At 66.1% G+C, this 20,607-nt stretch carries 16 protein-coding genes; 12 read left to right on the top strand and 4 right to left on the bottom strand.

The annotated features are described in order from the left end of the window. Window positions 1-109: 109 nt before the first annotated feature. The 8 genes from dacB (at window position 110) to AAF184_06750 (ending at window position 7,729) form a co-directional block, all read left to right on the top strand. Complete coding sequence (gene dacB, locus AAF184_06785; protein ID MEO0422022.1) at window positions 110-1,678, top strand: D-alanyl-D-alanine carboxypeptidase/D-alanyl-D-alanine-endopeptidase; 1,569 nt, start codon at window positions 110-112, stop codon at window positions 1,676-1,678. 375 nt (window positions 1,679-2,053) lie between these two features. Continuing rightward, window positions 2,054-2,839, top strand: a complete 786-nt coding sequence (locus AAF184_06780) for a DUF3450 domain-containing protein (GenBank protein ID MEO0422021.1) — start codon at window positions 2,054-2,056, stop codon at window positions 2,837-2,839. Then, window positions 2,836-4,200 (top strand): MotA/TolQ/ExbB proton channel family protein, encoded by a 1,365-nt coding sequence (locus AAF184_06775; protein MEO0422020.1) that lies wholly within the window; start codon window positions 2,836-2,838, stop codon window positions 4,198-4,200. Before AAF184_06780 ends, AAF184_06775 begins: the two co-directional genes overlap by 4 nt. 33 nt (window positions 4,201-4,233) lie before the next feature. Then, complete coding sequence (locus tag AAF184_06770) at window positions 4,234-4,764, top strand: MotA/TolQ/ExbB proton channel family protein (GenBank protein ID MEO0422019.1); 531 nt, start codon at window positions 4,234-4,236, stop codon at window positions 4,762-4,764. Window positions 4,765-4,777: 13 nt separating this feature from the next. Beyond that, entirely contained in the window at window positions 4,778-5,182 is a 405-nt protein-coding gene (locus tag AAF184_06765; GenBank protein ID MEO0422018.1) for a biopolymer transporter ExbD, read from the top strand. Between the two features lie 3 nt (window positions 5,183-5,185). Then, entirely contained in the window at window positions 5,186-5,590 is a 405-nt protein-coding gene (locus AAF184_06760; GenBank protein ID MEO0422017.1) for a biopolymer transporter ExbD, read from the top strand. 147 nt (window positions 5,591-5,737) lie between these two features. After that, a complete protein-coding gene (locus AAF184_06755; GenBank protein ID MEO0422016.1) occupies window positions 5,738-6,337 on the top strand; it encodes an energy transducer TonB in 600 nt (199 codons plus the stop codon). A 93-nt stretch (window positions 6,338-6,430) separates the two neighbouring features. After that, window positions 6,431-7,729 (top strand): tetratricopeptide repeat protein, encoded by a 1,299-nt coding sequence (locus AAF184_06750; GenBank protein MEO0422015.1) that lies wholly within the window; start codon window positions 6,431-6,433, stop codon window positions 7,727-7,729. A gap of 67 nt (window positions 7,730-7,796) precedes the next feature. Here the strand turns inward: AAF184_06750 and AAF184_06745 are convergent, their stop codons facing one another. Further along, window positions 7,797-8,276, bottom strand: a complete 480-nt coding sequence (locus tag AAF184_06745) for an FHA domain-containing protein (protein ID MEO0422014.1) — start codon at window positions 8,274-8,276, stop codon at window positions 7,797-7,799. 278 nt (window positions 8,277-8,554) lie between these two features. Between AAF184_06745 and AAF184_06740 the strand changes: the two genes are divergently transcribed. Then, on the top strand, window positions 8,555-8,929 hold the full coding sequence (locus AAF184_06740; protein MEO0422013.1) for a VOC family protein: 375 nt from the start codon (window positions 8,555-8,557) through the stop codon (window positions 8,927-8,929). A gap of 12 nt (window positions 8,930-8,941) precedes the next feature. Here AAF184_06740 and AAF184_06735 read toward each other — a convergent pair whose 3' ends face one another. The 3 genes from AAF184_06735 to AAF184_06725 form a co-directional block, all read right to left on the bottom strand. Beyond that, the gene (locus AAF184_06735) at window positions 8,942-9,658 is read right to left on the bottom strand and encodes a histidine phosphatase family protein (protein MEO0422012.1); all 717 of its coding nucleotides are present in this window, start codon (window positions 9,656-9,658) and stop codon (window positions 8,942-8,944) included. Between the two features lie 105 nt (window positions 9,659-9,763). Then, window positions 9,764-10,444, bottom strand: coding sequence for a glutathione S-transferase N-terminal domain-containing protein (locus tag AAF184_06730; protein MEO0422011.1), 681 nt, complete (start codon window positions 10,442-10,444; stop codon window positions 9,764-9,766). An 80-nt stretch (window positions 10,445-10,524) separates the two neighbouring features. Then, on the bottom strand, window positions 10,525-12,675 hold the full coding sequence (locus tag AAF184_06725) for a 3-hydroxyacyl-CoA dehydrogenase NAD-binding domain-containing protein (GenBank protein ID MEO0422010.1): 2,151 nt from the start codon (window positions 12,673-12,675) through the stop codon (window positions 10,525-10,527). 148 nt (window positions 12,676-12,823) lie between these two features. Here AAF184_06725 and uvrA point away from each other — a divergent pair, with 148 nt between their 5' ends. Genes uvrA through AAF184_06710 form a run of 3 tightly spaced genes read left to right on the top strand, consistent with a single transcriptional unit; the run spans window position 12,824 to window position 20,564 of the window. Then, on the top strand, window positions 12,824-18,478 hold the full coding sequence (gene uvrA / locus AAF184_06720) for an excinuclease ABC subunit UvrA (GenBank protein MEO0422009.1): 5,655 nt from the start codon (window positions 12,824-12,826) through the stop codon (window positions 18,476-18,478). Next, window positions 18,475-19,380 (top strand): EamA family transporter, encoded by a 906-nt coding sequence (locus AAF184_06715; protein MEO0422008.1) that lies wholly within the window; start codon window positions 18,475-18,477, stop codon window positions 19,378-19,380. Before uvrA ends, AAF184_06715 begins: the two co-directional genes overlap by 4 nt. Further along, window positions 19,377-20,564, top strand: a complete 1,188-nt coding sequence (locus tag AAF184_06710) for an aminotransferase class V-fold PLP-dependent enzyme (GenBank protein ID MEO0422007.1) — start codon at window positions 19,377-19,379, stop codon at window positions 20,562-20,564. Before AAF184_06715 ends, AAF184_06710 begins: the two co-directional genes overlap by 4 nt. The last annotated feature ends 43 nt before the right edge of the window (window positions 20,565-20,607 follow it).

Here is a 20,607-nt window from a genome sequence, read left to right as displayed (position 1 = left end):
TCGCGTCTCCCGAGGCGCCGACGACGGCGCTTGCAGTCGCCTGCGGGCAGCGTGTCGTCGATGCGCGTAAGGGTGGCTAAATCATTTTTATTTCAGTGGGTTGCATGAATTGAAAGTCTCTTGGAAGCGGGCGACGATCGGGCCGTTGTTGGGTGCCTTGGGGATGGCGGGGCTAGCCATCGACGCGGCGGCCGAGTTGCCGCCGCAGGCGCGTCGTGTGCTGTCCCATCACGGGGTGCCGGCGGAGCACGTGAGCGTGTACGTGCACGAGGTGGGCGTTGCAGAGCCAGCCTTCGTGCACCTGGCCGATACCGCGCGCAACCCCGCCTCGACGATGAAGCTGCTCACCACCTACGCCGCTTTGGATGCCCTCGGCCCCGGCTACACCTGGCACACCGACGTGTTCGTCGAAGGTGAGCTGCAGGACGGCCGCTTGGACGGCGATTTGGTGCTCCAGGGAGGCGGGGATCCCTACCTGGTGGCCGAGCGGCTGTGGTTGCTGCAGCGACGTTTGCGTCTGCTCGGCGTCGAGCACATCGCCGGCGATCTGGTCTTCGAGGGCGGTCCCTTTGCGCGCGAGGCGAGCGAGCCCGGCGCCTTCGACGGGCAGCCCTTCCGCACCTACAACGTGCAGCCCTCCGCGTTGCTGATGAATTTCCAGTCGCTGGTCTTTCGCTTCGAGCCGGATCCGGCCAGCGGCCGTGTGAATATTCGTAGCGATCCGCCTGTTGCAGGCCTGCAAATTGACAACCGCTTGCGCCTTGGCGGCGGTGCTTGCGGAGGCTATCAGCGCGGCATCTCCTTCGATGCCAGGGATCGTGGGGAGGAGTTCCGAGCGATCTTCAGCGGGACCTTCCCGGCGGCGTGCGAGCGCTACGCCATGCGCCGCGCCCTGCGCGCCACGGACGCCTACAACTTCGGCATATTCAAGGGCATGTGGGAGGAGTCCGGTGGCAGCCTCAACGGCGGTTGGCGCCTGCGGGAGGCGAGCCCAGTCGAGGGCGAGCGTGAGCCCTTGCTGAGGTTTTCTTCCCCGTCACTTAGCGAAGTCATTCGCTATGTTAATAAATACAGTAACAACGTGATGGCTCGCCACCTGATGTTGACGATGGCCAGCGAACGCTACCAGCAGCCAGCGACGCGGGCCATGGGCGTTCGGGCGGTGCGCGAATGGCTATCCTCGCAGGGGTTAGCGCGAGAGGGGCTTGCGCTCGAAAACGGTGCGGGCTTGTCGCGCGATGCGCGAATGACGGCTCGCCACATGGGCGAGCTGCTCTTGCACGCGCGGGACAGCTTGTTCGTAAGCGAGTACATCGCGTCTTTGCCGCTCTCGGCGATCGACGGCACCCTGCGGCGACGCTTCGAGCGGGGCGGTCTGGAGGGGCGGCTGCACATGAAGACAGGCAGCCTGGATCACGTGTCCGCGATCGCCGGCTACGCGATGTCGGCGGCGGGTCGCGAGTACGTGGTCGCGGTCATGATGAACAGCGAGAACGCCCATCGGGGGCCGGGCGAGGAGTTCCAGGAGGCGGTGATCGGCTGGGTGCTGGCGAATGAGCCGGGCCCGGGTCCTGCGACCTGCGCGCCGCCGATGGTGACCGATGCAAGCGGTGCAGAGGGTTGTTGCGTAGACGTCGCAAGGGCGCCACGGGTGGTTGAGACCGCAACGCATCAATAGGCTTTTTTGCTGCGGTGCAGCGTGCTTGGGCGTTGCCCGTCTATTACCTTCCGGGGCTCCCAAATTGCCGTGCGTTCATGGTAGTAATGGGTTGCTGGCCGGGTAGAACGACGATCACCGAAGGTTAGCGTGCCGCTCGCGGTGGACACGGGGTAGTGTGTCCATGCGGGTGCATCAGTGTGTTGGTCTGATGCACCAAGGCGCGTTTGCCGTGTCCCGACCAGCTTACATATTGATTATCGCGCTCGACGGGCCACTACGCCGGTCCGCAGCCTAAGCTCTGATGGCGTAGGCTGCGAAACGGTCGCCCGATGACCGCGGCAAACTGACACTCCTCACAAATTGCCACTCAATAACCTCGAAATGAGACAGCCGATGAGAAACATTCAACTGTCGGGACTGACGGCCGGCATGGGGGCTGCTGTGCTGCTGGGGGCTTCGCTCGCCGCGCACGGTCAAGCCAGCCTGAACTCGGTCCTGCGTGCGGACGAGGAAGTCGTACGTTTGGCCCAGGCCTCGCAAGAGCGCGTCGATGCCATCGTTGAGGACACGCGCAGTGCCCTCGACAAGTACCGCTCGGTCACCAAGGAAATCGACGGCCTGAACGTCTACAACACGTTGCTGCAGCGTCAGGTAGATGATCAGGTGACCCAGATCAACGAAATCACCAACTCCATCGAGCGCGTGACGGAGATCGAACGTCAGATCACGCCGCTCATGTTGGACATGGTGGAGTCCCTGGCCCAGTTCGTGGAGCTCGACGTGCCCTTCCTGGCCGATGAGCGCGCCGAGCGTATCGGCCGCCTGCGCGAGACCCTCGAGCGCTCCGACGTGAGTGTGGCGGAGAAATTCCGCGTGGTCCTCGAGGCCTACGAGATCGAGGTGGACTACGGCCGCAACATCGAGACCTACCCCAACCTGCTGCAGATCGACGGCACGGAGCGCCCCGTGGACATCCTCCGCGTTGGCCGCACCTCGCTCTACTATCAGACGCAGGATCAGCAGTTCACCGGCGTGTGGGATCAGAAGGCTCGCCAGTGGCAACCGCTCACGGACAGCCAGGCACGTAACGAGATTCGCAAGGGCATCCGTATGGCAGGCGGTCAGCTCGCACCTGACCTGTTGATGCTGCCGACTGCTGCACCGGAGGCGGCCCGATGAAAGCACCCAAGATTCTTCTCGCCCTCGCGGCGCTCACCACCCTCGTCGCAGGTGCGCCGGCGATGGCCCAGGATGCTGCCTCCCTCGACGAGCTGCTGCAGATCATCCAGCGCGGTCGCGCCACGGAAACCCAGGAGGCTCGCCAGCGCGAGGCTCGGTTCCGCCAGGAGCAGTCCGAGCAGGAGAACCTCCTCGCTCAGGCGCGCCGCGACAAGGCGGCCGCTGAACAGCGCAGTGCCGAACTGGAGCAGTCCTTCCAGGACAACGAGACTCGCATCGCCGAAGTGGAAGCCCTGCTGACCAATCGCCTCGGCTCCCTGCGTGAGCTGTTCGGCGTGCTGCAGCAGGTGGCGAGCGACACCTCTGGCAGCTTCGAGGCGTCCCTGACCAACATCCAGTACCCCGAGCGCATCGAGTTTCTGAACAACCTCAACGAGAAGATGGGCAGCGCCTCCTCCCTCGCTGAGATCGAAGAAATCGAGCAGCTGCGCTTCGAGCTGATGCGCGAGGCCGTGGAATCCGGCCGCGTCGTCAAGTTCAACACCCCGGTGGTCATCGACGGTGAGAAGCAGAACGTGGAAGTCACCCGCGTGGGTCTGTTCAACATCGTCACCGACGGCAAGTATCTCACCTACGACCCGGCGATCGACACGGTGAGCGAGCTCACCCGTCAGCCGCAGCAGGCGCGCTTCACCAACAGCACCTCGGCGATCGCCAACGCCCAGAGCGGCTTCGCCACCTTCGGCCTCGACCCCACCAAGGGTCAGATCCTCGGCCTCCTGGTGGACAGCCCGACCACGCTCGAGCGCGTCAAGCAGGGCGGTAACGTGGGTTACGTGATCCTCGGCCTCGGTGCCTTCGCCGTGCTGCTCGCCGTGTGGCGCTTCTTCGCCCTGTTCTTCACCGGCATGGGCGTGAACTCCCAGCTGAAGAGCAAGGAAGTGAAGACCAACAACCCGCTGGGCCGCGTGCTCAAGGTGGCCCAGGAAAATCCGGATGCGGATCAGGAGACCCTCGAGCTGAAGCTCTCCGAGGCCATCATGCACGAGACGCCGAAGATCAACTTCGGACTGCTCCTGCTGAAAGTGATCTCGGTGGTGGCCCCGTTGCTGGGTCTGCTCGGTACCGTGGTGGGTATGATCGTGACCTTCCAGGCGATCACCCTGTTCGGTACGGGTGATCCGAAGCTGATGGCCGGTGGTATCTCCCAGGCCCTCGTGACCACGGTACTCGGTCTGGTCGTCGCTATCCCGACGGTGCTCCTGCACACGTTCGTGAGTGGCTACGCCAAGAACATCCTGCACGTGTTGCAGGAGCAGAGTGCCGGCGTCCTCGCCGAGCGTTCCGAGCAGCACCTGTAAGGGGGCTGCTCGCTTCGGCGAGTAGGAAGCACGATGAACGACACTCTATTTCACGCTTACGAGGCCATTCGCAACTTCCTGGAGTTGGGCGGCAATGTGCTCGTGATCATCGCCTTCACGCTATTTGTGATGTGGGTGCTGATCTTCGAGCGGTTCCTCTACTTCTCCTTCAACCACAGCACCTACGTGAAGTCGGTGCTGGATCAGTGGGAAGCCCGCGAGGAACGTAAGTCTTGGAATGCACACCAGATCCGCGACGCCATGGTGTCGCGGGTCTACCTCCAAGCAAACGCCTGGCTGCCGATCATCAAATCGCTGGTCGCGCTATGTCCTCTCCTGGGTCTTCTGGGAACGGTGACTGGCATGATCTCCGTATTCGATGTGATGGCGGTGTCCGGTACCGGTAACGCACGCTCGATGGCGGCAGGTGTGGCCCAGGCCACGGTGCCGACCATGGCGGGCATGGTGGCCGCCCTCTCGGGCGTGTTCGCCTCGACAGTGTTGGACGGCCTCGCCGACAGCTCCGTCGAACGTGTGCGCGAAAGCCTGACCTTCGACCACTGAGGCAAGCGGTTCCATGCAACAACGTTTTCAAAACCTGCAGGAGGAGGACGAGCAGGAGATCAACATCACGCCGATGCTCGACGTGGTGTTCATCATGCTCATCTTCTTCATCGTGACCGCATCCTTTGTGAAGGAAGACGGCATCGACCTCAACAAGCCGGACTCGAACACGCCCCCGGACAACGTTGAGAAGAAGAACATCATCGTCAAGATCGACGGCAGTGATCGCATCTTCATCGACTTCCGCCGCGTGGATAAGCGTCAGGTGCGCGCCAACATCGAGCGCCTGCACGCCCAAAACCCGGAAGGCATCGTGGTGATTCAGGCGGACAAGGCGACCAGCAACGAGTTGGTGGTGGCCGTGATGGACGCTTCCCGAGCAGCAGGCGTGGGCAACCCCGCGCTGGCGGAGAACTAAGTCATGCGTAGAGCGATGCAGAGCATGCAGAAGGAGGAGGAGCAGGAGATCAACATCACGCCGATGCTCGACGTGGTGTTCATCATGCTCATCTTCTTCATCGTGACCGCCTCCTTCGTGAAGGAGTCGGGTACGGAGATCACCAAGCCGGAAGCGTTTACGGCCGAGAAGAAGCCGAAGGCGAACATCCTGATCGCCATCGACACCAACAATCAGGTGTGGATCGATCGCAAGCGCACGGACCCTCGTGACTTGCGGCCGAACATCGAGCGCCTGCATGCCCAGAACCCGCAGGGCACGGTGGTGGTCCAGGCCGACCGCAAGAGCAACTACGAGACCTTGCTCAAGGTGCTCGATGCGGCACGCGCGGCTAACGTCACCAACGTGGCGATCGCTGCGGAAAAGTAGAAGCGGCTCGCGAAAAGCGGTCCAGCGGCAGAAAAATACGTGCGGGAGGGCTGTCGCGGTACTTGTCCAGCCTTCCCTCCGGTGGCCTACTGAAGGACCACCGCGTGGTAACGACCTAGTGGAGGCTTGAGCACCATGGTCCAGGTTATGAGATTGATCCCGTCGGCCGCCTTGGCCTTCGCGGTCACCTTTGGGCTCGTCTACATCATGCAGTTCCTGATCGCGACCGGTCAGGCCGCCATGACGGAAGACAAATCACTGAATTTCCTGGAATTCGTTCGCGTCAAGCAGGAAGAAGTGGTCGAGGCTAAGCAGCGCAAGCCGGAGAAGCCGCCCGAGCCCGAGGCGCCGCCGCCGGAGGCGCCGCGTCCCCAGCTCGATCCCACGGACGCATCGATCAGCATCACCAACAGCGCTGCGTCGCTCAGCGGCGTGGACGTCGGCGGGATCGGCGGCCTGGGTCTGGGCGCCGCGGACGGCGAATACCTGCCGATCGTGAAGGTGGCACCCATCTACCCGCGTCGCGCGCTCCAGCGTGGCCTCGAGGGCTACGTGATCGTGGAGTTCACCGTGTCCCGCCAGGGCACTGTGAAGGACGTGATCGTGATCGAATCCACCAGCTCGCTCTTCGATCGCGCCGCCGTCGAAGCGGCGCAGAAGTTCAAGTACAAGCCCCGGGTGGTGAACGGCGAGCCCATCGAGGTGCCCGGCGTTCGCAACCAGATCACCTTCAAGCTCGAGGGTTGATGCCAGGTTGACCTGGTGGAACCTCGCGCCAGCCGCGAGGTTCCAAGGGCTAGACAGTTTTTTCACGTCCACGGACGTATCGAGGCTTACGGAATGACTCTTCGCACCCTACTCATCACATTGCTTCTGGCACTGACGACCGCGGCCTTCGCTCAGGATGATGGCGAGCGAGAGACCAAGAAGACCCCTGCGATGCGGGAGAAGGTCTACACCCTGCTCTCCGAAGCCCAGGCATTGCTGGAGGAGGAGGAAAACTCCGCCGGTGCCCTGGCCAAGCTCGCGCAGCTCGAGAAGATGAAGGATCTGAACACCTACGAGCTGGCCCAGATGTGGACCTTCTACGGCTACGTCTACTTCCAGCAGGAGAACTACTCGGGCGCCCGCCGCGCGTACGAGAACGTGCTCAAGCAGGATCCGCCCGAGGCCCTGCAGGTATCCACGATCTACACCCTGGCCCAGCTGAGTTTCGTCACCGAGGACTACGACGGGGCCGTCAAATACCTGAAGGACTGGTTCAAGGTGGCCCTCAACCCCGGTCCGGATCCCTACATCCTGCTCTGCCAGGGCATGTACCAGCAGGCGGCCAATCTGGACGGCGAGGCGGCAAAAAAGCGCTATCGCGAGGCCATCGTGCCCTGTCAGGACGGCATCGCCCTGGCCCAGGAGCGCGGCACGGAGGTCAAGGAAAACTGGTACCTCCTGCTGCGCACCTTCTACTACGAGCTGGGTGATTTCCCGAACATGCTCGCCGTGCTCGAGACCCTGATCACTACCTGGCCGAAGAAGGAATACTGGATTCAGCTCTCCGGCGTGTACGGCGAGCTCGGTCAGGAGAAGAACCAGCTGGCGGCTTACGAGATCGCCTTCAAGCAGGGTTTCCTGAGCCGCGGCAGCGAAGTGGTGACCCTCGCTCAGCTGTTCATGCAGGCTGGCGTCCCCTACAAGGCAGCCAAGATTCTCGACGACGGCATCAACAACACGAAGATGGTCGAGAGCGACGAGCGCAACAACCGTCTGCTCGCCCAGGCCTGGATGCTCGCGGCGGAAGACGAGAAGGCCATCACGCCCCTGCAGCGTGCTGCCAGCCTGACCAGCGGCGGTGAGATGGATTACCGCCTCGCTCAGACCTACTTCAACCTGGATCAGTACGACAACGCTATCGATGCGGCGAATGAGGCTCTGCGCAAGGGTTCGCTGAAGCGTCGGGACGCGGTTAACGTGCTGCTTGGGATGGCGCACTTCAACGAGAAGAACTATCAGGAATCGCTGAAGTCCTTCCGCGAGGCGACCAAGGATGATCGCTCGGCCCAGCTGGCTCGCCAGTGGGTCAATCACGTGCAGTCCGAGATTGATCGCGAGGCGCAGCTGCGCGCGGCCCTGCGCGGACGTTAAATCTCCGCTTAAGTCATCGCCTCGAGCGGGGCGGGTGCCGGGTGACTGGTGCCCGCCCCGTTTCGTTTCAGGCGCTGCGGGTGGCGCCGCAGGTGGAGCACACGGTGGGAATGGCGCGGCTGCGGGCTGAGGCCAGGCCCCAGCGTCGAAGGAGCTGGTCCACGTCGAACCCGGCATCGGGTTCGCAACGCATGAAGCGTAGGCGGAACTTGGCCACCACGATTTCATCGCCACTGCGCAGCTGGCGCACACGCATCCAGGCGTTGTTGACGTAGGTGCCGTTGCGGCTGCCGAGGTCCTCCACCAGGCTCTCGCCCTGCACCGTGATGATCTGCAGATGGTGACGGCTGACGCCGTCGGCATCGAGCACGATGTCGTTGTCCGGATGTCGGCCGATGGTCACGATGCGCTTGTCCAGGGCGACGCGCTGCAGTTCCTCGCCCCCCAGGGTGATTCGCAAACCGGGGCGGCCGTGGATCGGGCCGTCGCTGCCGTCGCTGCCTACGTCGGCCGACGAGCCGGGCACGCCGAGGGGAACCGCACTCATCTGTCGCACCTCTTGGTGAGCTGTGTGTAGTTGCTGTTCGGGATTGCCCGAAGCCACGCGCGGGGCGGGACGCCCGCCAACGCATGGTCGCGTACTGCTGGCCCGCAGAACCGTTAATTCGTTCGCACTCTCGTCACGCGGAGCAACGGCCCTCGCCGCCCTGCTTGTGACCTGGTTATCAACTAAGCGCCGTTTGCCTAAAGCTTCTGTCAAACGCACCGACAGAGGGGATTGGAACGCGAGGTGCGTTCTCGCCTCTTTGTGGCAGGAGTACACGTATGCAGCTGGGTCCCTTCTCCTTAAGTCTCTCCGTTCGAGACCTCGGAGACTCGCTGGCGTTCTATCGCAGCTTGGGCTTTGAGGTGGTGGACGATCACCGCGACGACAACTGGGTCGTGCTGTCAAACGGCTCGGCGCGTATCGGCCTCTTCCAGGGCATGTTCCCGCGCAACGTACTCACTTTCCGCCCCACCAGCCTCGACCGGGTGATCGACGGCCTGCGTGGCAACGGCGTAGAGGTGCCCGACGACACCTTCGGCTCCCACTTCTTCCTGACCGATCCCGATGGCAACCCAATCCTGGTCGATCAGGTGGGTGCGGAGCTCGCGGCACAGCCCGTGGGACGCCGCCGCCGTGAGCGAGAGCTCGCCTAGGAACAGGACGCCCTAGCGCAGGGTCTGCAGCGCATCCTCCAGGTGATCCACCGCGGCACGCTCCGTGAGATGGAGGCCACCGGTGTCCGGAGTGTTGCAAAACGCCGTGCGCGAGGCGTTCGGGATGTCCCAGTTGCGCGCGATTGCCTCTTCCAGTGATTCGCCGCTGACCAACTGCATCGCCACGCTGATCACCCCGCCGGACGTCACGGCAAGCACCCGACGGCCTTCGGTCGCGCGCTGGCGCAGGGCGCGCAGCACGTCTTCCACCTGCTGGCGGAACTGCGGCCAACTTGGGGATACCGGGGTGGCGACCTTGCCCCGTGCCCAGTACTCGCACACGCGCATCACCAAGCCCATCAACGCCTCGTCCGCGTCATCGCCACCGCGCGCGTAGCGACGGTAGAGTCGGCGCACCTGGCGATCGCGCAGGCAGAGCTCGGGCGTGAGCTTGCGCACCACCTTCTCCGCAGGAAACTCGTCGAGACCCTGCAACTGCGAGGGGGTGGGCCAAGTCATGCCCGCCTCTTCGTACACGCGGGCAAAGGCTCGCTCCGTCTGCTGCTGGCGGGCGAGGGTACCGGTGAGCACCTCGTCGAAGGCCATCTCCTGCGACAGCCAGAAGCGGGCCAGGGCCTGCGCCTGCTGCGTGCCGAGGGGCGAGAGGCGATCGTAGTCGGCCGTGTTGAAGCTCGCCTGTCCGTGGCGAACGAGGATCAGATCAGGCATAGGGGCATCGTGCCGTCGTCGTCGAAACGACTATTCTACAACGCGTAGCGACCGCCTCGATCGGGCTTCTGGTCTGATCCTAGTAACGTCGTTCGCTCCCGCGCGCTAACGCTGGCCGAAGAGCTGCCTTTTCGCCTCATCGTCCATCAGCGGCTGATCGCTCACCTGCTTGCCGATCTCATAGGCGCGCTGCACGGCCGGCCGCGTCTCGATGCGCGTCTTCCATGCGGCGAGCGCCGGGTGGTCCGAGATCTGCTGTTGCTGCTTCTTCCAGGAGCGCACCCAGGGGTAGGCGGCCATGTCCGCCACGCTGTAGTCGCCGGCCAGGAACTCGCGCCCCTCGAGGCGCGTGTTGAGCACCCGGTAGAGGCGGGCGGTCTCGTTGACGTACCGCTCGACGGCGTAGGGGATCGTCTCCGGCGCGTAGGCGGAGAAGTGGTGGTTCTGACCGGCCATGGGACCCAAGCCACCCACCTGCCAGAACAGCCACTCCTGTACCTGAATGCGCTGCCGAGGGTGATCGCCCGCGAAGGCGTCGGCCTTCTCCGCCAGGTAGTTGAGGATCGCGCCGCTCTCGAACACGGAGATAGGCGCACCGCCATCCGCCGGCGCATTGTCCACGATGGCGGGCATCTTGTTGTTCGGCGAGATGGCGAGAAACTCGGGCGCGAACTGCTCGCCGCGGCCGATGTGTACGGGCTTGAGCTCATAGTCGAGCCCGCTCTCCTCGAGGAAGATCAGAATCTTGAAGCCGTTGGGGGTCGGCCAGAAGTGGAGGTCGATCATGTGAGGACATCCTGTTTCGAAGTTTCCAGATGTCCTCACGTTGCCGGCCGCGCGCCGGGCGTTACGCGAGCGGCCGTGTCCTACTTCAGCCCCGGTGCCTTGATCGACTGGAACTGCTCTCCAGACTCGGCCAGCCGTTCGACCAGGGGGGCCACGTCGTAGTAGCCGTGCTCGTTGCCCAGCCGTTCGCCCAGGGCGCGCAGGCGCTCGGCCACGTGCTTCGGTCCCAGCGTATCGCCGTGGAACATCGGCCCGCCGCGCCAGGCGGGGAAGCCGTAGCCGTTCACGTACACGATGTCGATATCCACCGAACGCAGGGCGATGCCGTCGTCGAGCACGCGGGCGCCCTCGTTGATCAGGGCGAGCATGCAGCGTTCGATGATCTCCTCAGCATCGATCGACCGGCGCGCGATACCGAGGTCGGCGGCGGTCTCCTCGATGAGCGCATCCACCTGCGGGTCCGGCACGGCCTTGTAGGGCGCGTCGGGTTCGTAGCGGTAGAAGCCTGCGCCTGACTTCTGTCCCAAGCGCTCTCGCGAGACGAGGGCGCCCTCCAGCACGAAGAAGCCTGGGTCCGCCGGCTTCTCCGGCAGATGCTGATGAATTCGATAGCCGACGTCGATACCGGCCAGATCACTCACTTTGCAGGGGCCGAGGGCCCAGCCGAAACCCTCCATCGCCGCGTCGATCTCGCTCGGGGACGCGCCTTCGAGCAGCAGCTGGTTCATCTCGCGCAGGTAGGGGTCGACCATGCGGTTGCCGATGAAGCCGCGGCATACGCCGGCGACCACGCTCACCTTGCGCAGGCGCTTGCCGAGCTTCAGCGACGTGGCCAGCACCTCCTCGCTGGTCTTGGCACCGCGCACGATCTCCAGCAGGCGCATCACGTTGGCGGGGCTGAAGAAGTGCAGGCCCACCACGTCGCCGGGGCGTGAGGTCACGGCGGCGATCTCGTCCACGTCCAGGGTCGAGGTGTTGGTCGCGAGGATCGCGCCGTCGCGGCATACGCCATCGAGGCGGCGGAAGATGTCCTGCTTGAGGGACATGTCTTCGAAGACGGCCTCGATCACGAGGTCCACCTCGCCCAGGGCGGCGAGATCGCGTTCACCGCGTAGCTGACGGATCCGTTGGCCGGCCACGGCCTCGGGGAGCCGGCCCTTTGCCACAGCGCGTTCGTACTGAGCCTGGATGGTGTTGATTGCCTTGGTCAAGAGCGGCCAATCCTGCTCCACCAGGCAGACCTCGATGCCAGCGTCGAGCAGGCACATGGCGATGCCCGTGCCCATGGTGCCACCACCTATCACCGCCGCTTGGCGAATCTCGCGCACGGGGGTGTCGCGGCTGACGCCGGGGACGCGGGCGACCTCGCGTTCGCCGAAGAAGATGTGGCGCAGGGCCGCGGATTGGGGCGAGGCGAGGGCCTGCTGAAACAGGTCGCGCTCCACGGCGACGCCGGCGTCGAAGGCGGCTCGCGTGCCGTCGGTCCCGTGGCCCACCACCGCCTCGACCGCTTGCACGGCGAAGGCGGGTGCCGTCTGCCCGGGTGCCTCACGCTCGAGCCGTGAGCGAACGGCGCCCAGCACCGCTGGGGCCTGCGCAATATCCGGCACGGGCACCTCCCTCAGGCGACGGGCGGCCTGATCCTGGCGCGCCTCGGCGAACGCCATCGCGGCCGCGATGGGGGCGTCCTCGCCGTCCTCCAGGGCCACCACGGCGTCGATCAGGCCCAACTCGGCCGCGCGCTCGGCGCGGATCGGCTTGCCCGTGACGATCATGGTGAGGGCTTCGCTGACCCCCATCAGGCGCGGCGCTCGCTGCGTGCCCTGGGCGCCCGGGATCAGGCCGAGGTTGACCTCGGGGAAGCCGAGGCGCGCGCCGGCGGCGGCCACGCGGTAGTGGCAGCCGAGCGCAATCTCCAGGCCGCCACCGAGGGCATTGCCATGAATCGCCGCCACGATCGGCAGCGTGGAGGCCTCGAGGGCGTCCACCACCTCGGGCAATCCGGGCGGCTCCCAGGGCTTGCCGAACTCGCGGATGTCGGCGCCGGCCATGAAGGTGCGGCCGTCGCAGGCGAGCACCAACATCTTGGCGTGGCCGTGCTTGGCGGCCTCTTCCACCGCGGCCACCAACCCCAGGCGCACGGCGTGGGAGATAGCGTTCACGGGCGGGTTGGCAACGCGAATCAGGCCGATCTGTGGGCTCGGCCACTCCAAGCGTACGACGTCGTTCACGGGTCCGAACTCCTGCTTTGCTGACTGCGCTGAGAAAGGCGGGATTATCGCGGAAAACGCGGCGCCTGACCGCCCCGTGTCAAGCCTTGACCGGCTGCGGACCGCCCCCCTATCGTCGCCTGTCCTCCGTGCGGCCCTCGCGAGCGCCATGACCCAAGACGCCATCCTCGTTCGCGGCGCCCGTCAGAACAATCTGAAGGGTGTCGACATCGATCTGCCCCTGGGCCAGCTCATCGTCGTCACCGGCGTGAGCGGCTCGGGCAAGTCTTCGCTCGCCTTCGATACGGTGTACTCCGAAGGGCAACGGCGCTACGTCGAGACCTTCTCGCCCTACGCGCGCCAGTTCCTCGATCGCATGGACAAGCCGCGCGCCGAGCGCATCGAGGGCATCCCGCCGGCGATCGCCATCGATCAGACCAACCCCGTGCGGACCTCGCGCTCCACCGTGGGCACGATGACCGAGCTCAACGATCATCTGAAGCTCCTGTTCGCGCGCATGGCGAAGCTCTACTGCGAGGGCTGCGCCCGGCCCGTGCGCAAGGACGATCCCGTGCAGGCGGCGGGCGAGTTGATCGAGACCTATGCCGACGCGCGGGCGATCGTCGGATTCCACGTGCGTGTGCCGGAGAACTTCACCCAGGAAGAGGTGGAGGCCCTGCTCAAGGCCCAGGGCTACACGCGCTACGCGGCCGTCGGCGACGACCGTCTGGAGGTGATCCAGGATCGCCTTCGCCTGCGGGCCGACAACCGCGGTCGCCTGGTGGAGGCCCTGGAAGCGGCCCTGCGTCGGGGCAGCCGCCGCGCCTTCGTGCGCCTCCTGGACGACGACGGCGAGGCGGCGGACACCGCGCACTACTCGGACCAGTTCCACTGCGCCCACTGCGATCTCGACTACGAGACGCCCATCCCCAACACCTTCTCCTTCAACTCGCCGATCGGCGCCTGCGACAGCTGCCGCGGCTTCGGCCGCACGATGGGCATCGACTACACGCTGGTGATTCCCAACGAGTCGCTCTCCCTGGCCGAGGGCGCGATCAAGCCCTGGACCAGCAAGAGCTACCGCGAGTGCCAACGCGACCTCGCGAAGCACGCCAAGCGCGTGGGCCTCAACATGCGCACCCCCTGGCGCGATCTTACGGATGCCGAGCGCGAGTGGGTGATCGAGGGCGACGGCGACTGGGACGGCGGTCACTGGTACGGCGTGCGCCGCTTCTTCGATTGGCTCGAGGGCCGCGCCTACCGCATGCACGTGCGCGTGATGCTCTCGCGCTACCGCAGCTACGACACCTGCCAGAGCTGCGGCGGCGCGCGCCTCAAGCGCACGGCCCTGGCCTGGCGCCTGGGGACGCGCGAGCAGGCCGATGCGGTGCTGCCGCCCGCCGAGCGCTTCCAACCCGTCGATAGCGACGAGCTCGATCTGCCTCTCCTGCCGCGCGAGCAGCGCGAGCAGCTGCCGGGGCTCTGCGTGCACGACCTCATGCAGCTCAGCCTCGACGACCTCGGCGCCTTCTTCGAGGCCATGGCGGGCGAGGCCGACGACGCCATGGAGCTGCTCTACGAGGAGATCCGCTCGCGCCTGAAGTTCTTAGGCGACGTGGGGCTCGGCTACCTCAGCCTCGATCGCCAGTCGCGCACCCTGAGCGGCGGCGAAGTGCAGCGGATCAACCTGACGACGGCATTAGGTACGTCTCTGGTCAACGCTTTGTTCGTGCTCGACGAGCCGAGCATCGGCCTGCACGCGCGCGACGTCGATCGCCTGGTCCAGGTGCTGCACCGCCTGCGCGATGCCGGCAACACCTTGCTCGTGGTGGAGCACGATCCCGACGTAATCCGGGCTGCCGATCGCATCATCGACATCGGTCCCGGCCCTGGGGAGCGCGGTGGCACCGTCGTCTTCGAGGGCACGCCGACCCAGCTCCTGCGCTCGACCCGCAGCGCCACGGCCCCGCACCTGCGCGGCGAGCCACCGGACACCACGCCCTACGCGCCAGGGCTGCGTCGCGAGGATCTCGAGGACCTGCGCATCGTGGGCGCGGGCGAGCACAACCTGCGCGGCGTCGACGTGAGCCTGCCGCTCGGCCGCTTGGTGTGCGTGACGGGTGTGAGTGGGTCGGGCAAGTCGACCCTCATCCACGACGTGCTGTACCGCGCGCTGTCCAAGCACTTCGGTCGCGCCACGGAGCTGCCCGGCGCGCACGAGGCGATCGAGGGCGCGCAGCAGCTGCGTGATGTGGTGCTGGTGGACCAGTCGCCCATCGGCAAGACCACCCGCTCCAACCCGGCCAGCTACGTCGGCGCCCTCGACGGCATCCGCAAGCTCTTCGCCGCCACGCCCCTGGCCCAGGCCCGGGAGTACACGGCAGGTACCTTCAGCTTCAACGCTGGCGACGGTCGTTGCCCCGAGTGCGGCGGCAACGGCTTCGAGCACGTGGAGATGCAGTTCCTGAGCGACGTCTACCTGCGCTGCGCCACCTGCGACGGCAAGCGCTACCGCGAGGATGTGCTCGAGGTACGCTGGTCACGGGAGGACGACGACGACGATGCCTCCTGGAACATCGCTGACGTGCTCGAGCTCACCGCCGAAGACGCGCTCACCGTGTTCGCCGCCCAACCCGACGTGCAGCGCGCCCTGGCGCCGCTGGTCGACGTCGGTCTCGGCTACGTGCGCCTGGGCCAACCGGTACCCACCTTGAGCGGCGGTGAAGCGCAACGGCTCAAGTTGGCGGGCCACCTCGCCGAGGCGGCCAAGCGCCGCCGCTCACGCAAGCGAGTGGGTGATGGCCTCACCACCCTGTATCTCTTCGATGAGCCCACCACGGGCCTGCACTTCGAAGACGTGAGCGTGCTGTTGCGCGCCTTCGCTGCCCTCGTGGAGGACGGCGGGTCGCTGGTCGTGATCGAACACAATCTCGATGTGATCAACGCGGCCGATTGGTTGGTCGACCTGGGGCCCGAGGGCGGCAGCGCTGGCGGCGAGGTCGTGTTCGCCGGTACCCCGGCGGCCGTACGCAAGGCGCGTGACTCACACACAGGCACGTCTCTGCGCAACGCGGACGCGGCCCTGCGCGCCGCCGCCAAAGCCAAGCGCTCACCTGCCGCCGCCAGGAAAGCACCGGCGCGTGCCAAGCGCGCCCAGGCGATCGGTATCCGCAACGCCCGTGAGCACAATCTCAAGGGTGTGAACGTGGAAGTGCCGCGCGATCGATTCACAGTGATCACCGGCGTCAGCGGCAGCGGCAAGAGCACGGTCGCCTTCGATATCCTGTTCGGCGAGGGGCAGCGTCGCTACCTCGAGTCCTTGAACGCCTACGCACGCCAATTCGTGCAGCCCTCCACGCGGCCGGACGTGGACGCTATCCACGGCATCCCGCCCACCGTGGCGATCGAGCAGCGCACGAGCCGCGGCGGCTTCAAGAGCACGGTCGCCACCATGACCGAGCTCTACCACTTCCTGCGCCTGCTGTTCGTGAAGCTCGGCACCGCCCACTGCCCGGATTGTGGCCTTGCGATCGAGCCGCAAACCCTCGACGCGGTGCTCGGCCAGGTGCTGTCGCGCTACCGCAGCCAGGAGGTGAGCGTGCTTGCCCCGCTGGTGGTGGCGCGCAAGGGCTACTACACGGACCTGGCCAAGTGGGCGTCGGGTAAGGGTTACGAGCAGCTGCGCGTCGACGGCGTGCTGACGCCCACCGACGATTGGCCGCGCCTGAAGCGCTTCCAGGAGCACGACATCGATCTGCCCGTGCGCCAGCTCAAGGTGCAGGCCGGTAATCGTGAGACCCTGCGCGACGCCTTGCGCGAGGCGATGGAGCACGGCGGCGGTCTCGCCCGCATCGCGCCCGTGGCTGATGCCGCGCCCAAAAAAGGCAGAAAAAAGGCCACGGCTGCGACCCGAGCCGACGAGGCACTCTACTCCACCCGGCGCGCATGCCCCGGCTGCGGCACGAGCTTCCCGGAACTCGACCCGCGCCTGTTCTCCTACAACTCGCGCCATGGCTGGTGCGAGGGCTGCTTCGGCACCGGTCAGGTGCTGCGCGACTTCGACGAGGAGGCCAGCGGTGAAGAGGTCAGTTGGGTGGCGGAAGCGGCGGCCGACGACGGGGAACCCGACGTGTGCCCCAGCTGCGATGGTCAACGCCTGCGCCGCGAAGCGCTCAGTGTGCGCTTCCGCGACCATTCGATCGCCGACCTCGCGGGGCTCTCGGTCGGTGCGGCGAGCACCTTCTTCAATCGCCTGAAGCTGAGCGGCCGCGACGAGGATATCGCCCGCGACGTGCTCACCGAGCTGCGTGCGCGCCTCGACTTCATGCAGCAGGTGGGCCTCGGCTACCTGGCCCTCGATCGCCCCGCGCCCACCTTGAGCGGTGGCGAGGCGCAGCGCCTGCGCCTGGCGTCCCAGCTCGGCTCGAACCTGCGCGGCGTGTGCTACATCCTGGACGAACCCACCATCGGCCTGCACGCGCGCGACAACGCCATGCTCCTCGACACGCTCCAGCAACTCCAGCGCAAGGGCAACACGGTGGTGGTGGTGGAGCACGATGAGGACACGATCCGCGCTGCCGACCATGTGATCGACTTAGGGCCCGGCGCTGGCTCCCGGGGCGGTGAGCTCGTGGCCCAGGGCACGCCGAAGCAGGTGGCGAAGGCCAAGCGCTCGGTCACCGGGCAGCTGCTTGCCAACCCCCTGGTGCATCCGCTCATGGCGCGGCGACCCAAGGCGGAGCAGTTCCTCAGCATCGCCGGCGCGCACACGAACAACCTGCGCGATGTGAGCGTGGACCTGCCGCTCCAGCGCCTGGTGTGCGTGAGCGGCGTGAGCGGCAGCGGCAAGAGCAGCCTCGTCCGTGGCGTGCTCTACCGTAACCTGACGAATCTCATCGCTGCGGCGGGGCGTCGCAAGCGTAAGGCGCCGACGCTTTTCGGTTGCGAGTCTCTGGACGGGACGGAGCACGTCGATCGCGTGCTGGAGGTGGATCAGACACCGATCGGCAAGACCCCACGGTCCTGCCCGGCCACCTACGTCGGCATCTTCGACTACATCCGTCGCCTCTATGCGGACACGGCCGAGGCACGCATCCGCGGCTATCAGCCGAGCCGCTTCTCCTTCAACACGCGCGGCGGGCGCTGCGAGGCCTGTGAAGGGCAGGGCGTGCGCAAGGTGGAGATGAACTTCCTGCCGGACGTGGAAGTGCGCTGTGAGCGCTGCGAAGGCGCGCGCTTCAACAGCGAGACCCTCGCCGTGCGCTACCGTGAGCGCAGTATCGCCGACGTGTTGGCGATGAGCATCGATGAGGCGGCGCCCTTCTTCGAGTCCCATCCGAAGCTGTTCAAGACCCTGACCCTGCTGCAGGACGTGGGCTTGGGTTACCTCACCCTCGGCCAACGCAGCCCCACCCTGAGCGGCGGCGAAGCACAGCGGATCAAGCTGGTGACGGAGCTGGCGAAGGCGCCGAGCATCGAGCAGCTCGAGCTCGCCCGCGCCGCGCCGGGCGGGCGCTCACGTCGCACCCTGCCGCGCACGCTCTACGTGCTCGACGAGCCTACCGTGGGCCTGCACATGGCCGATGTGGAGAAGCTGATCCGCGTGCTCCACCGCCTGGTGGATGCGGGCAACACGGTGATCGTGATCGAGCACAACCTGGACGTGATCGCCGAGGCGGACTGGGTGATCGACCTCGGCCCCGAGGGCGGGGAAGGGGGCGGGCGCATCGTGGCCCGGGGCACGCCGGAGGCGGTGGCGGCCCGTAAGCGGGCGTCGCTCACAGGGGTGGCCCTGCGTGAGTTCCTGAGCGAGCGAGGCGCGTGAGCGACCTCTTCCTCTACCTATCATCGGTATTGATCTGGGGGTCGACCTGGTTCGCCATCGAGTTTCAGCTCGGTGAGGTGAGTCCGGCGGTGTCGCTGGTCTACCGCTACGTGCTGGCCGCGGCCGTGCTCTTCGCCTGGTGCTGGTGGCGTGGCCTGCCGATGGCCTTCGGGTGGCGCGCCCATCGCGTGTTCCTGCTCCTCGGTCTGCTCCTGTTCGGTCTTAACTACGCAGCGGCCTACCAGGCGCAGTTCCATATCAGCTCCGCTCTGAATGCCATCCTGTTCTCCATGCTTCTGTGGATGAACATCATCAACGCACGCCTCATCTTCGGCACCCACATCGAGGCCAGGGTGTGGTGGGGTGCGGTCTTGGGGCTGGCGGGCGTCGTGGTGCTGTTCTGGCCGGAGCTGGCGACCACGGGTTTCAGCGGCAGCGTCATGCTCGGGGTCATGTACTCGCTGCTCGGGGCGACGATCGCCTCCTTCGGCAACATGGCGGCCCAGTGGGGATCTCGCCAGTCGCTGCCGGTCGTGCAGAGCAACGCCTGGGGTATGGCCTATGGCGCCCTGGGCCAACTCCTGTTCGCCCTCCTGCGCGGGGATGAATTCACCTTCGATACCTCCCCCGCCTACGTGATCTCATTGGTGTACCTGGCGGTGTTCGGCTCAGTCATCGCCTTCGGCACCTACCTCACCCTGCTCGGCCGCATCGGCGCCCATCGGGCCGGGTACGTGGTGGTCATGTTCCCGATCGTGGCCCTGATCTTGTCGGCGCTGTTCGAGGGCCTCGCGGTGACGCCTTGGCTGCTGGCGGGGGTGTCACTGGCCCTCCTCGGCAACGTGGTGATTCTGCGGCGTCCGGCGTCGCCACCCACCCCTTCGCAGGAGAAGACGGCGTGAGCGAATTCCCCCTGGCGCGCGTGCGCCGCGATACGCGCGGGCTGGAGCACAGCTGCCACTTCAACAACGCCGGTGCGTCGCTGATGCCCGCGCGAGTGGTGGATCGCCTTACGGATTGGCTGCGCGACGAAGAGCGGCGCGGTGGCTACGAGGTGGAGGCCACGCGGCGCCACGAGCTCGAAGACTTCTACCTGGCCGCCGCGGAGCTGCTGAACTGCCGGACGGAGGAGGTCGCCTACGTGGAAAACGCGACCCGCGGGTGGAACATGGCCTTCTACGGTCTGGCCTTAGGATCGGGCGATACGGTGCTGGCGCCGCTCAGCGAGTACGGCTCCAACGTGATCGCGCTCCAGCACCAGGCCGCGCGTCGAGGCTTTGCCGTCGAGTTCATGGCCGATGACGAGGCTGGGGTGGTGGATCTGGGTTGGTTGGAGCGTCGCCTGGGCGATCGCAGCCGACCGGTGAAGCTGATCGCCCTGAGTCACGTGCCCACGGGCAACGGCCTAGTGAACCCGGCGGCTGAGGTGGGCGCCCTGGCGCGTGCCCACGACGTGCCCTACCTCCTCGATGCCTGCCAGTCCCTCGGCCAGATGCCGGTGGATGTGCAAGCGCTCGGCTGCGACATGCTCTCCGGCACCGGGCGGAAGTACCTGCGCGGTCCGCGGGGCACGGGCCTGCTCTATGTACGGCGCGAGTTCCTGGATCGCCTGGACCCGCCCTTTCTCGACCAGCATGCCGCCGTTCTGACCTCGCCGGAGCGGTTCACGATGCGCGACGACGCGCGCCGCTTCGAATGCTGGGAGCGCTACTGCGCCGGCCAGGCCGGCCTCGCCGTGGCCATGCGCTACGCCTGTGACCTCGGCCTGCCCGCGATCTATTCGCGGGTGCAGGAACTCGCCGAGGCTCTGCGCAGCGCCTTGGGCACCGTCCCTGGGGTGGACGTGGTGGACGGTGGTCATGAGCGCTGCGGCATCGTCACCTTCACCGTCGCGGGGCGCGAGGCGGAGGCGATCAAGGCGGGCCTGGGCAAGTGCGGGGTCAACGTGTCCGTCGCGAGCGGGTCCGGCAACCTGGTGTGGTTCGAGCGCCGGGGTCTCACGGCGGTGGTGCGAGCGTCCGTGCATTATTTCAATACGCCCTCGGAAATCGAGCGTCTCATCGCGTCCCTGCATCCCCTCTGTTAACGCTCGCCTAGCGGCGTTGGTTGCCGAAACGCCCACCGATCGA

The organism is Pseudomonadota bacterium (genome assembly GCA_039815145.1).
Lineage (GTDB): Bacteria > Pseudomonadota > Gammaproteobacteria > Steroidobacterales > JBCBZW01 > JBCBZW01.
The sequence above is the reverse complement of the archived record's forward strand: the minus strand, read 5'-3'. Positions and strand labels throughout refer to the sequence as shown.

Bases quoted from the DNA above. Each gene is read 5' to 3' on its own strand.
- AAF184_06735 (MEO0422012.1), bottom strand. From the start codon at position 9,658: ATGCCTGATCTGATCCTCGTTCGCCACGGACAGGCGAGCTTCAACACG.
- AAF184_06765 (MEO0422018.1), top strand. From the start codon at position 4,778: ATGCAACAACGTTTTCAAAACCTGCAGGAGGAGGACGAGCAGGAGATC.
- AAF184_06760 (MEO0422017.1), top strand. From the start codon at position 5,186: ATGCGTAGAGCGATGCAGAGCATGCAGAAGGAGGAGGAGCAGGAGATC.
- AAF184_06755 (MEO0422016.1), top strand. From the start codon at position 5,738: ATGAGATTGATCCCGTCGGCCGCCTTGGCCTTCGCGGTCACCTTTGGG.
- AAF184_06780 (MEO0422021.1), top strand. From the start codon at position 2,054: ATGAGAAACATTCAACTGTCGGGACTGACGGCCGGCATGGGGGCTGCT.
- AAF184_06770 (MEO0422019.1), top strand. From the start codon at position 4,234: ATGAACGACACTCTATTTCACGCTTACGAGGCCATTCGCAACTTCCTG.
- AAF184_06740 (MEO0422013.1), top strand. From the start codon at position 8,555: ATGCAGCTGGGTCCCTTCTCCTTAAGTCTCTCCGTTCGAGACCTCGGA.
- uvrA (MEO0422009.1), top strand. From the start codon at position 12,824: ATGACCCAAGACGCCATCCTCGTTCGCGGCGCCCGTCAGAACAATCTG.
- AAF184_06745 (MEO0422014.1), bottom strand. From the start codon at position 8,276: ATGAGTGCGGTTCCCCTCGGCGTGCCCGGCTCGTCGGCCGACGTAGGC.
- AAF184_06730 (MEO0422011.1), bottom strand. From the start codon at position 10,444: ATGATCGACCTCCACTTCTGGCCGACCCCCAACGGCTTCAAGATTCTG.
- AAF184_06775 (MEO0422020.1), top strand. From the start codon at position 2,836: ATGAAAGCACCCAAGATTCTTCTCGCCCTCGCGGCGCTCACCACCCTC.
- AAF184_06750 (MEO0422015.1), top strand. From the start codon at position 6,431: ATGACTCTTCGCACCCTACTCATCACATTGCTTCTGGCACTGACGACC.